At 38.4% G+C, this 12,416-nt stretch carries 9 protein-coding genes; 4 read left to right on the top strand and 5 right to left on the bottom strand.

Translation table 11 applies throughout. The features are described from left to right. Positions 1–228: 228 nt before the first annotated feature. Positions 229–573: a hypothetical protein gene (locus tag F988_RS07770; protein WP_004682302.1), complete on the bottom strand. Its 345-nt coding sequence runs from the start codon at positions 571–573 to the stop codon at positions 229–231. A 1,029-nt stretch (positions 574–1,602) separates the two neighbouring features. On the opposite strand from F988_RS07770, the gene F988_RS07765 reads away from it, so the two are divergent. The 4 genes from F988_RS07765 (at position 1,603) to F988_RS07750 (ending at position 5,114) form a co-directional block, all read left to right on the top strand. Further along, positions 1,603–2,211, top strand: coding sequence for a sortase family protein (locus tag F988_RS07765; protein ID WP_004682300.1), 609 nt, complete (start codon positions 1,603–1,605; stop codon positions 2,209–2,211). 30 nt (positions 2,212–2,241) lie between these two features. After that, on the top strand, positions 2,242–3,828 hold the full coding sequence (locus F988_RS07760; protein ID WP_004682298.1) for a CAP domain-containing protein: 1,587 nt from the start codon (positions 2,242–2,244) through the stop codon (positions 3,826–3,828). 201 nt (positions 3,829–4,029) lie between these two features. Next, on the top strand, positions 4,030–4,413 hold the full coding sequence (locus tag F988_RS07755) for a hypothetical protein (protein WP_004679647.1): 384 nt from the start codon (positions 4,030–4,032) through the stop codon (positions 4,411–4,413). 377 nt (positions 4,414–4,790) lie between these two features. After that, positions 4,791–5,114, top strand: coding sequence for a helix-turn-helix domain-containing protein (locus F988_RS07750; RefSeq protein WP_010589536.1), 324 nt, complete (start codon positions 4,791–4,793; stop codon positions 5,112–5,114). 119 nt (positions 5,115–5,233) lie between these two features. On the opposite strand, the gene F988_RS07745 is transcribed toward F988_RS07750, so the two are convergent. From F988_RS07745 to F988_RS07725, 4 genes are all read right to left on the bottom strand, one after another. Beyond that, positions 5,234–6,396 (bottom strand): IS3 family transposase gene (locus F988_RS07745; protein WP_141629348.1). Its coding sequence is split into 2 segments (ribosomal slippage): positions 5,234–6,150 and positions 6,150–6,396, totalling 1,164 coding nucleotides; the frame shifts between segments, so codons are not numbered across the junction. 119 nt (positions 6,397–6,515) lie between these two features. Next, the gene (locus F988_RS07735) at positions 6,516–9,575 is read right to left on the bottom strand and encodes a tyrosine-type recombinase/integrase (RefSeq protein WP_004679638.1); all 3,060 of its coding nucleotides are present in this window, start codon (positions 9,573–9,575) and stop codon (positions 6,516–6,518) included. Next, a complete protein-coding gene (locus F988_RS07730) occupies positions 9,568–11,745 on the bottom strand; it encodes a hypothetical protein (protein WP_004679636.1) in 2,178 nt (725 codons plus the stop codon). The genes F988_RS07735 and F988_RS07730 overlap by 8 nt, the downstream gene beginning before the upstream one ends. After that, on the bottom strand, positions 11,735–12,376 hold the full coding sequence (locus tag F988_RS07725) for a hypothetical protein (RefSeq protein ID WP_004679635.1): 642 nt from the start codon (positions 12,374–12,376) through the stop codon (positions 11,735–11,737). The genes F988_RS07730 and F988_RS07725 overlap by 11 nt, the downstream gene beginning before the upstream one ends. Between the last annotated feature and the right edge of the window lie 40 nt (positions 12,377–12,416).

Genomic DNA, 12,416 nt, shown 5'->3' with positions numbered 1-12,416 from the left:
TTAACAATTGATATCTTAATCAGAGGAGCTCAATCGATTTCGTAATATTTCTTTAATCAGGTTAGATAGCATCATAAGTGGTTTGAGCAAAATTTCCTTCTTCGTTGTTTTTATTAATAATAATAAAATTTTTACAGAAAACCGGCGGCCGCAACGCCATACGCTTTTGCAAGCGTCGGCGAAGCAATTAAAGGATAGTCTCCCGAAATCAGAAGATTGTTATTCTTCTTAGCCTTGGACATGACCAGCTCCAAATAGCACACGTTGTGCACGTTCAATCATCTTGTGACGTTGATGTGTACGAAATGCCCAGAGCGACGATAAATTGTTATTTTGATTGAGCTTTGCGACTTTAAGAATTTGCTCATCATTCATTTCATGCATGCATTGACGAATAATTTGATCGGCTTGTTCAAGCTCGTTGAGTAAGGAATTTGCGGTGTCAACAGCAATATAAAGATTGGCGAGTGTTTGACGTTGAGGATTTGAAATAGTTTTGCCAAGTTCAACAATCAGTTGCGAGGCTTGTTTTTTAGGTGTGCAAGAGTTTGCACCATGAAGAATTGCGTTCATAGCAGTAGTCCTAGATAAGTTTAATTACTTACCGCCATCATTTTCCTACGATGATGGTGGCAGCTTAACAGGAGTAGGAAATACTGAATCTAGGCTCAGCCAACCTTACGGTTGTCCTGTCAAACTGCCATAACGACTGCTAAACAGTAGACAAAAAATTAGCCGCAAGTGCGACATTTATTTGCACCTAGATAATATCAGGTTTCCTACGCCTGAACACAGATTTTGCTGTGTAGAGTTAGCTTAACTGGATATCGCTTGAGCTGTCAACGCTGTGATTGGATCTTTTTACATATCTTAACATTAATTAATTGATTGATTCTGCTGGAGATGTTTTAAATTTCTGACGGCTGAAAAACTGTTTATTAAAAATATCTGCTGACGGATATGTCAGCCTAATAATTATTCTTATAAACATTTTAGACTTATCCATAAAATCAAAATAAGCAAAATCGATGGGTTCAATTTGAGCCTATGGGAAAAATCAACCACTTAACTCGATTCTTTCCAAAGGATAATGTGAATTTTATCGCATGGTGAAATTGACTAAATTCTTGGATAAAACTAATATGAGCACGCTGGCCTACATTGCCAGTCGGTTTTAGCAGACCGTTGATCCAGCACGGAAAATAGCTTGTCTATTTTTTGTGGACCTTCTCGTCCCCCTTTTATCTTTATGGTAGGACGGAAGGGGGACACCTTCGGGTGTGCTGGTTCCTTGGATCCCAGTCTGCTAACCCTCTTTTGTTCTGCCACCATTATTTAGCAGTGATATGGCAGAACTTCTTAAAATTCAAGGAGCTTCTCATGCTGTACCAATTTTTTCTAATTTGTGCCTCACCCCATGTTCAACCTTGTTGTGCTTTGCAACGAGGGCGATACGGCTAATTTATTATTATTCGTCTGTATTCAAACAATATTTTTACAAGAACAATCCAACGGTGGATGGCTAAGTCACGCCTATAAAAAAATAAACCTTTTTATATCTGCTGGTGATTGTGCATTGCATTGAACATGCGGGAAACAACCATGACTGAATTAAGCAAACCCAAAATCATACCCATTGAACACCGTCCACAAAAATCTAAGCTCTTTATAAAATGTGTGGTCTTACCCATCGTGATCTTTCTCATCGTTGCCAAAATCTTCTCTTTTGGTGCTTTCGGTTACATCTTCTTTGGCTTTGACCTGTTCTGGTTTGTGATCCTTTACTACCTTTATGAATATGGAAATACCTACTTTGACGGGATGACTGAACAACTCAAGCGTCAAGGAGAAACTTTTAACTACCAAAACCGTGGTGTTTGGATTAATAGCCAAGATAAAACCATTATCCTGTTTGATCAGCCTGATCAACGTCTCGTGAAATATCCCTTTGATTACATCACCTCCGTCGGACACTACAACTTAGTCGAAGATCACTTTAGAACCACGACCACTGTGATCAGCAATCCAATGATGGGAACGCATGTCAATCAACAGGTTCATCGCACACCGATGAAACTAGAGTTTCAAGTCAATATCGGCACACGAGATCCATTCAAACCGAATTACAGCCTAAAAGTCCTATTTCCTTGGCGTAGTCCACAAATGGCCAGTGAAATCCGTCAGCTACTATCAGCGGATCATTATCAATAACAACAATATAAAAATTTAAGGCAGTCAATCATGATGATTTCAAGATCGTTTATGCCATCTGTTCTGATGATGGCAATCAGTACTGTAATGCTCGGATGTGGTGGCGGTAGTTCGGGTGGAGATTCAAGTTCATCCAATGGCGGTGGAACGGAAAATTCTAATAGTGACAATACCAATCCTAAGCCCGTGACCTGTGCTGAAAGCCAATATCTGGAAGAGGGGGTATGTAAAAACAAGGCAGTGCAGAATATTCAGGCATTCCCATTGAGTAACTTGATCCAAGGTCAAAGCTATCCATTATCGCTTCAGACAGATCAAGGGCTGGCAGTGACTTTTAGCAGTAACACTCCCAACATCTGTAGTGTAAATGGCAGTGAACTCAAAGCTCTAAAGGTTGGACAATGTACTCTGGGATTGACACAGGCAGGCACGGCAAAAGTTCTAGCATTGAATAGCAGCATGACCGTCAATGTGACTTGTGCTGCCGATCAATATCTAGAAAATAATGCGTGCGTGAATAAGCTTAAGCAAACCATTACCCCGCTAAAAATAAAATACGTTCTGACGGAGAGTGTGTATTCACTGGATGCTGAATCAAGTGCCAAACTTCCTGTCACGATCAGTAGCCTTTCTTCATCAACCTGTACGTATAGTCTGGGAGAACTCAAGGGGATTGGTGCGGGGGCATGTACCCTTAAACTCACCCAGGAGGGTGATACCAAAACACTGGCAGCAGAGAGCCTGACCATCAGTTTTGATGTATTTAAAGCTTCATCCATGAGCGAGGCACCCGATATCAACAACTGTTATGCAGGCAAGCTCAGTGCAAATTTTAGAAATGAATTTTTAAATGAAATCAATACGGTTCGTGCCTTGCATGGGCTGCCAAGTATTACATACGACTATGCCCATGAAGATGAGATGATGCAGACGGCGCTGATTCTTGCTGCAAACAACATCTTGACCCATTACCCAGAATCAAACACAAACTGCTATTCAGATATTGGTGCGGTAGGTGCAAGGACCAGTAGTTTGGAAATGGGGGTAAGACAGAATAAATATGACTATTCACCTGCCGAAAGCATTACCAATATGGTGCATGACAAATTAAATCTGTTTGCAGGAGATGTGGGGCATCGCCTCTGGATGCTGAATCCTTTCTTACAAAAATCGGCGTATGGTTCAGTTAATGCGCCATCATTTAAAGATACCCGATTCCCTTATGTGGTCGGTACGTCCTACAAAGTGGTTTATCCCTTCGACAATCCAACCACTGCACCACTCGGTGTGATTGCCTATCCCTACCACAACTATCCAGCCAAATATTATATGGCGGGTTCAATTCTCTCGATTTCAGTTTTAACCGATCAAAAGAATTTCTTTGCCAATCGAAATGTGGATTATGCCAAAGCTACTGTTGTCGTCACTGAACGAAGTAGTGGAGTTAAACAGAAAATCAGTAATATCCGCTATGAAAATATCGGAGTTCCTAACCATATCCAGTTTAGCTTTGACGATTTGAAATTGAACGTGATCTACGATGTCAAACTTAGTAATGTTCTGGTGAATGGTCAGCCTAAAGAATATTCCTACTGGTTTAATGTGAATAATCGGTAATAGAAAATAAGGACAACAATAAAATGACATTGATGATTAAAAAACTTCTCGTCACGAGTAAACCTTATACCTCTGATCTGAATAACATGATTGCTTTTATCAGCCTTTATGACAGTTCAGTTAATTCCCCACAGTACATCTTACAGTGTGGTTTTATTGACAATGTGTTTTAACCTCCAAATAAATAAAGGGTCATATCAAATGAAAAAAATAATATTTGCAGGATTATGTTTAAGTCTTTCTACGCTGGCTTGTGCAGGCGCAAAAGAAAGCTTAGTTGGAAAACGACTAGTCTTAGATTTACCTGATGTAGAATGTGCAGGCTTGTCATTTTCCAAGAATGGTAAAGATGCTGCAATGTATGCTGAAATGGGGCAATGCCAAGACCCATTATCGTTGAGAGTAAGATGGTTAGATGACAAGACCTTCATTCTGATTGAGAAAGTACGGATAAATAACATTTCTCCACCACGTAGCTATTTATATAAAGTCCAAAGCGTTAATCAGCATTACGTAAAACTGAATCAGATATGGACGGGGTGGGGTGATTCAAAGGACGATACACTCGGCTATTATTTTAAATAGTTTGAATGACTAGACTTCTTGCGAAAGTAGGTTTTTTAATTATTTGAACTTTATGCAATACTTTATAAATCCAATGTCGTGCCTGCTCAAATTTTGACTAACGCAAGAGGTCTACTATAAGCTGAAGGAAAATGATCTTGATTCAAGATTAATGATTAGCTTTTTTGAAAAGGGATATACGATTTTATTTTTCATATATCTCTAATTATTTTGATTTCATAACGGTTAGGTTTGTCTTAGTACAAATCAGTGATAATTATTAATAAAATTTTCTTTAAAAGATATCTTTTTGTCGAATTCGACAATAAAATACTGTCAATGTATACAAGCTAACTTATCCATATGGTCAATTTTTTATTGGGGATTTATGGTGCCTTATGTTGATTGAAATGGACTCTAAGCTCTTTTGTGAAAGACTTAAAGAAATAAGAGCCCAAAGAAAAATGACTCAGCAAGAACTTGCTGATAAATCTGGAATCCCATCTACATCGATTTCACATATCGAAGCTGGTTCTAGAAAACCATCATTGGAAAACTTATATAAGTTGTTGATAGCACTAAATATCTCGAGTGATTACTTGCTTGGACGTACTGATCAATACTCAAATTCAGGCACAGATCCCATTTTAAAATCTATTCAAGAGTTATCTGAGTTAGAAAGAGAAATGATTCAGAAATTTATCTTGTCTTTACAAAAGTAATTTATCCATATTTATATAAATTGAATGTAGTAAATTTATGACTCTCCTTGATTTAAAAGACTTAGAAACCCATTTGTGGGAAGCAGCACATATCATCACAGTGAATAGCCACCAAAATTCTAGACACACATAACCATCTTTTGATGGGCCTTTTCATAATCTAATGGAGAACGCTGACCATTGGAACCATGTCTGCGTTTTGAATTATAGAACATCTCAATATATTCAAAGATATCTGATCTTGCTTCAGTTCTAGTTGCGTAGATTTTCTTTTTAATTCGTTCCCGCTTTAATAGCTGGAAGAAGCTTTCTGCAACAGCGTTATCATGGCAATTGCCTCTACGACTCATACTACTTTCAAAATTATGATGCTTGAGAAATGTCTGCCATTCATGGCTAGTATATTGGCTGCCTGAGAAGCATTGCTTCGCAAGAGAATGGATTAGGACTTTGTTCTTTGGATTTCTTCGCCACAAAGCCATCAATAACGCATCTAAAACCAAATCTGTCGTGATTCTGGATTTCATAGACCAGCCAACAACAAGACGTGAAAACAGGTCAATCACCACCGCAAGATATAGCCACCCTTCATGTGTACGGATATAGGTAATGTCCGTCACCCATAATTGGTTCGGCTGAGTTGGATTAAACTGTCGATTTAAGCTATTTGCGGCAATGACAGCCGGAGTACCAGCGTAAGCTCTAGGCTTACGATAACCACGCTGTGATTTAAGACCATCTGCTTTCATCAGTCGATGTACTCGATTGATCCCACAACTTTCGCCAACATCTTTCAAATCACAGTGAATCTTACGATAGCCATAGACTCCGCCAGATTCCAGCCAGAATTGTTTAATCAGGCCTGAAAGCTGTTGCCGTTTCCTTGCAGTTTTACTGGTGGGTTGCTTTAACCATGCGTAATAACCACTGTGGTGAACATCTAACGTTGAACATAAACGACGAACAGGCCATATGTGCTGATTGTCCTGAATAAAGGCGTACCTCATTTGGACTGGCTTGCGAAGTACACCGCGGCCTTTTTTAATATGTCCCTTTCTTCAGTGACCCTTTGCAGCTCTTTTTTTAATTTCGCTAATTCTGCACTTGGATCATTAGATTCTATCGTCTTGGGCTGCTGTGGATCATAACGTTTAATCCAGGCATACAAACTATGTGTAGTCGTACCTAAACGCGCTGCGACATCAGCAACACTATGACCTTTCTCTGTGACCTGTTTTACTGCTTCAATTTTAAATTCTGGAGTATATCGTTTACTGCTCATAAGCACCTCGTTAATTAGCCATTTTATCTAACTAAAAGGTGTCTACAAAATCGGTGGCTATTCACTATGCTCAATTGTTGCATGACTTTTATGAGTTTTCAGGTTATCAGCCAGATCAGCTATGATCTAGGTTGCGACGGCGTACACAGGATCAGTAAAACCAACATGCAATAGCGTAAGACGGTTAGTGCCTTTCCATTGTTTTGGGATACTAGCTCAAACTTAAAAGAATTATTTAGACTGCTGTTCATGCTGCAAGATAGAAATTTAAACTGCAGTCGTTCCATGAGCTTTTCCTCAGAGATTTCAGAAGATATAGCAATCTGCCAATATTTTTCTGGAAATAAAGAATAAATTCCTGTCAAAAATCGATTTGCTAGCCTTATATCAGCACTATTAAAGATTAATCCAGCATGTGAAATGTTGGCTTTCATTTCAAAAATATGTAGTGCATTTAAGATGTTTGCATCATCACTTTTCAATTTATTAAGCTGTTTAAAAAAATACTCTAAGACTATTTTTTCTTCCTTGGTTTCAATATGTGGAAGTATGCGTTGTGATTTATCAGCATCAATAATGAAGCGAGGTCGGTTCTTGCGATTTTTGAGTTGTTTGAGCTTAAGTATATTTTGTTGCCACAGCATGAGTGTCTTAATTGGAAAGTCATACTTTTGAGACAGAAGCTCAGGTGTATAAGATTGATCTAATGCATTGAGTATTTTTATGATCAGTGCAGACGGATATTCTGATCGAGCAGTACCATAGATGCAATCATCAGTAGGTTTTTGCTGAATTTCTTTTTTATTGATTGGCATACTTGATTGTTTATCTATGCCTAATGGTATTACATGAGTCGCTTGAAGCATTTGAGTGTCAAAACTGCTGAGGTGGATCTCTTGAGCATGTTTCAACGGCGTTATTAAAGTTGGACAGATTTTTTGAATAATTTGGGTGGAAAGCATCAGATCAAATTGACGTAATTGAAAACCTGCCATCACATAGCTGAGATGGATATAGCTTCGGAAGGTCTCGTTTGGTTCAATATGACCGAGCAGGTGCGCAATTAAATACCAGCTGTCTTGTGGTGCTTTAGAGCGTAATAGATGACTTCTGATGAGGTTGTAATGATCGTTTGAATAGTCCGTGAATGCAACTACAAACTCGTAGTCCATAGTCAAAATTATAGCGAGGTTATTCGCTGCAGTATGCCGTAAAGAATGAAAAGAATAACGATGACCAGGCAATATTGCATCTAGGATGCGTTGAAAAGGAAGTGTCACCATATTAGGTTTAAGGCGTTCAGTACTGTTCCACATCGTGAACAAGTATTGACTGGGCCTATAAGCACGGCGCCGTACTTGACAGTAATGTTGAAATTTAAGATGCTCCTCTTGAGTTAGTAGAATTTGAACGTTGAGATTGCGTTCAGCACTATCTGTTTTAAGTAAATGTTGTTGATGCTTTGCACGATATGGACGTATCCAAATTGAACTGGCTTGAATACCTTCAACATCCTTGATTCGCATGCCGAGTATTTCATTAATCCGCATGCCCGTACGAAACGCTATCGTATATACGATACTGAGCATTTCTAAATCATGGGCTGTATAGCTTGGGCTTTTATAGTATTCAAGTCGCGCAAGCATCTGTTGGAATATTTTTGCAGAGATGATTTCGGCTTTCGGTGAGCTTAAATGAAACCTTTCATTCTGCATTGGGAACACATCAGCATCAAATATGACACGCTGAAAGTGATGAAAACGTTTTAAGAGATCAAATTTTTGTGATTTAGATTTACCGACGCCGTTTAACATACGCTTGTAGATCACTTCTAGGTGATCATTGAGATTGCATTCTTCTATAAAATCGGTGCTATGTAATAACCATGACTCGGCAAGTTTGGTGTAATAACTATAGATTGAAGAATGACGAATCTTCTGCTGATGATTGATATAGAGTAAGTACTTGTTTTGATCGAGCTGATAAAGCTCTGTGATTTGCTTAATATCTTCTGTAGTCGGACGAAATAAGCTAAATAGCCAAAGCCCAAGCCGTTTCGCATTTTCTGGAAGATAGGCATGTTGGCTGTGCAGCAGGTTACATAGATCCGAGGTAGTCTTATGCCTATTTTTAAAGAACGTCAAAATTTGTTTATGCAAAGCAGTAAGTGCCTCAAGAGGATCTTCAGTGTGTAATTTTTCCTCTTTTACTCTGTTGTTGATATTTTGGGGCTGTGGTGCTTCAGTTTGATCGGAGTGGTCAAGTATTAGCTGAGGTGAGAGATAGCGTTTAAAAGCACTTGGACTTAAGCCACAGCTTTCTATTTCTTCAGTTAAACACTGTGCAAGCGCAGGGCTTAATTTGACCTTGTCTAGTTGCATAAATGAATGACTGGAGGTTTGTAAAAGCTGATTAAATTTCTTCTGGTTAAAAGAAAGCTCTAAGGCATTAAAAACGTAACGGATATAAGTGTAACAATCGTGTTGGATATCTATTAATTGTGTCTTAAATCGAGTAATCCAGAGCTGTGTTAGCCGATCTGGTACAAAATTTCGAGATTTCCTTAAGGTTTGTTTAGGATCATATAAATCACCATATTGCGGCGATTGAGGTTCTAAGAATAGAAGCGGAAGTTGTAAGGTCTGAAGATGGTAGATTGCTTCATCAGATTTGAGATGTTCAAGTAAAGCATTCAAGCTTGAATGATGTGAAAGTCCGCCGTACAGGATTGCACTTATAAGAAGATTGCCAACAATTTCATCATCCGAAAAATATTCTACAGTATGCCAATAACGCCAGAGTCGCTCTTTTAAATATGTGAGATATTTCGAATTCTCTAACCAAGATTCATTAAAGAGTAAAGAGGCTCGTTGAATAGAGGCGAGGTGCTGCGTAGGCAGTGGTAAGTCTGCATCATTGGTGCGATTGTATTGAATGATGTGTTTGCGGAAGTGCTGATAAAAGCTCTTTTTTAAAGAAAAGCTTACTTTTTGTTGCTCTAAGTGCTGAATCACTTGGTTATAGAGATCTGGGAAATTTTGTGATTGTTGTGCCTGTTGTAATTTTTCTTGGGAGAGAAACTCCTCAATAATCAATTGAATATGTAAGCGCTCTTTCATTTGTTTTTTATTTCTATCTTTAGCACGGCGCTCATGTGCATAATGTTTTTGTTTAAGCATGTTCATACATCCCATCAATTTGGTAAGCGTGCTGCATATCGTTGAGGCAGTTGGCGAGTTCTTTATATTGTTGAAGCGAAAGACTTGAGAATTTTTGCCCCATTTCTTGTTGGTTTTGCTCATGCCCAAACAAAGCCAGAATGAAGTTTTCATCTGCTTTTTCGGTGAGATATGCACGAGCTGTGTGCCTAAGCCAATTGGCATGATCAAGTTGCATAATACGAGTGAAACTGTTGACTAAATGAGGGCTGAGGGCTTGCCATTGACCATGTTGATAGACACTGAGAAGGGGTCTTTTACTGCTTAAAATTTCTTGAATATACGGTTGATGCTCTGGGTGTAGTTGTTTAAATTCATTTAAGTAGGTAATGAATAAGCGGATTTCCTTCACAACAAAATCACATAATGGGATTAAACGCCCATCATCCGTTCTTGAGTGAATTTCTTTATCAGAAATCCAAAGCCACTGTTGTTTTAAATCGAAATTTTTTAAGAAACCCGGGAACTCGCTGACAGGTCGAGCAGCACTGAACAATAATAAAATATGCCACAGCCAGACATTGTAATGATTGAACATCTCAAGCATTTGCCCATGGTGTTTAGCTTGAATAATCTGATGTTGTAAATATGCAAATATCGCCGTCACTGTTGCAGGTTTCGGCGCTTTACAGCTACCAAATCTTTCTCGATCATCATCAATGACATGGATTTCTTTTGCTAAATCATTTGATAGTTGTTGTACTGTACCCTGATAGCTTTGCTGCAAACGGTAGATTGGATACGAACAATATGAAATAGAAACTGATCGATTTGCATCGATGCCTGTAAGAATGTCGGCTAGTTGTTCATTTTGAGTGTAATGGTAAATACAGTGATGTAATAAAACACTTATTTTTTTAGTTGATAACGACGGAATGAAGAGTTCTTCACGGCATTTTTTTAATGCATGTGCGACCTGTTCTTGCTTCACTGTTGGCGGTTGTCTTAAACCCTCTACCAGCTCTTTTACTAAAGGCAAATCGAAATGGGTCACCTGATTAAGCAATTGGTCTTTGTATTCAAAAGCAGAGTCCTCAAACAGTGTGAATTTGGAACGTAGAAAATATTGATCGTTTTCAAAAATGACCTTCTGTCGTTTATTGAGTGCATAGCGTTGTCTGGATTGTAGATATAGCCATTGCTCAATAGGAACACCACTCAAGAAACTGAGTAAGATAAAAAGATATGCTTTGTTTTTTTCTGGATGATTTAAATAGAGTTGATGACAATGTTGTACAAGTAAGCTCAGGCTATTGAAGTCTGGATAATGCTTGCTACACATAAAATCATGCTGCTGTCTAATAATGTGTTGTTGTGTGAGCTGGCTAATTTTATGTTGTAAAAAACTAGATTGGCTTGTTAATGGCGATACCTGTGCTGTATTGATTGAGTATTGCTGATTTGGCTGTTCATCCTGTAATTTCTCGTAATATAGAGCAGGATCTTCCTTTTGTAGTATGTCTTGTGGGCAGCATAAAATTGCGCCGTACTCATCTAGATAATGTGGTTCATCTATGTGTTTGGGCGGTGCTGAATAATTTTTTTTAGGTTTCAGTGCCAACACATAATCATAAAAACGCCGTAGATCAAGAATCAATAAATATTGAAAACGGTTCAGATTAGAATTGGTTTCTAAGCTGCGTAAGCTCTTTACAAACTCAGCTAATGGTGTTTTATCGCTAGGAAGTTGTTGCCATAGCCATAAATATTTTTGTTGAGACTTACTGAGCTGTGTTGCTTGCTGCGATGCAGCATAAGCTTCATTTGCTAACCTAAATCGATCAAGTACTTTAATAATCGTTGTTTGATGGTCTTTTTTACCTGAATTTGGAATAGATTTAAGAATGCAGGCAGCATGTAAATTGTGGACTGACCATCGCTGTATAACAGAATGCTGGGAGTGCTGTTGTACTGAATAAATATAAGCACAAATAGGATTTGCTGAAACAGAAGGTGGAGCAGGTAGAAACAGTGATTGGTGATTCTGCCCTATCTCATTATCGAGCTTTAATAACTGCTTCAGTTCAGGGATATCAACTGTGCGATTTAGGTATTGCTCAAGTACTTCAGCATAATGGTCGTGTATGAACTCTTGCTCTAAAAGGCGCTGAATTAATGGCTTACTCTGCATGTTGCGCTCTCCAAAAAAGGTTTGGGCTCGGTTCAGGATGTTTGAGTGCTTCGCATTTTTCAGTGAGTTGCTGGATTTTTTCGGTGTAACTAGAGTGGATTTGTTTTTGTTGATACAAGAGCTGATTACGACTACAGCCGATGAGTTTTGCGAGCAAATCAAGCGATAACTCACAGCGTGGTTTTTCAGAGTGAAGTGCATTTAGGTCATAAATCGCATGCTTAGAAAGTGAAGCATTGAATGTATGTAGTACGCTATTTGGATTAATACATTTAATATCAATTTTAAGCTCAGTGATTAATTTGAATAAGCGTGTACTGAGTTGATATTTGAGCAGAGGTAGGTCGATGTCGGTTTGCACAATATAGCGTGCATTGATGGATAAACTTTGTGTTTTGGAAGTATATAGAAGCAGGAAGTTATCCAAGACGAAGAACTCATTCTCTGAAATTTTTGAGGGATAAAGTAACTTGATATCGGGCTGATAAATTGAAGGCAATTTTGCTGCCTTTAAGATTTGTGCATAGCAATTGTAAATTTTACTTAAAGGTGGGTATGGGGTAAGGGTGACCTGATGTGAGTCAAACTTAGCTTTAGCGTATTTCTTCTGATTTGAGTGTTTAGATGCCATGTTTATGCTCCTTATTTTAGTAATGTAAACTCTGTACACG

Source organism: Acinetobacter parvus DSM 16617 = CIP 108168 (genome assembly GCF_000368025.1).
GTDB lineage: Bacteria > Pseudomonadota > Gammaproteobacteria > Pseudomonadales > Moraxellaceae > Acinetobacter > Acinetobacter parvus.
This window is presented reverse-complemented; position numbering and strand designations above follow the sequence as displayed.

Excerpts from the sequence above, each read along its gene's own strand:
- F988_RS07730 (WP_004679636.1), bottom strand. The coding sequence starts at position 11,745 with ATGCAGAGTAAGCCATTAATTCAGCGCCTTTTAGAGCAAGAGTTCATA.
- F988_RS07725 (WP_004679635.1), bottom strand. The coding sequence starts at position 12,376 with ATGGCATCTAAACACTCAAATCAGAAGAAATACGCTAAAGCTAAGTTT.
- F988_RS07770 (WP_004682302.1), bottom strand. The coding sequence starts at position 573 with ATGAACGCAATTCTTCATGGTGCAAACTCTTGCACACCTAAAAAACAA.
- F988_RS07750 (WP_010589536.1), top strand. The coding sequence starts at position 4,791 with ATGTTGATTGAAATGGACTCTAAGCTCTTTTGTGAAAGACTTAAAGAA.
- F988_RS07765 (WP_004682300.1), top strand. The coding sequence starts at position 1,603 with ATGACTGAATTAAGCAAACCCAAAATCATACCCATTGAACACCGTCCA.
- F988_RS07755 (WP_004679647.1), top strand. The coding sequence starts at position 4,030 with ATGAAAAAAATAATATTTGCAGGATTATGTTTAAGTCTTTCTACGCTG.
- F988_RS07735 (WP_004679638.1), bottom strand. The coding sequence starts at position 9,575 with ATGCTTAAACAAAAACATTATGCACATGAGCGCCGTGCTAAAGATAGA.
- F988_RS07760 (WP_004682298.1), top strand. The coding sequence starts at position 2,242 with ATGATGATTTCAAGATCGTTTATGCCATCTGTTCTGATGATGGCAATC.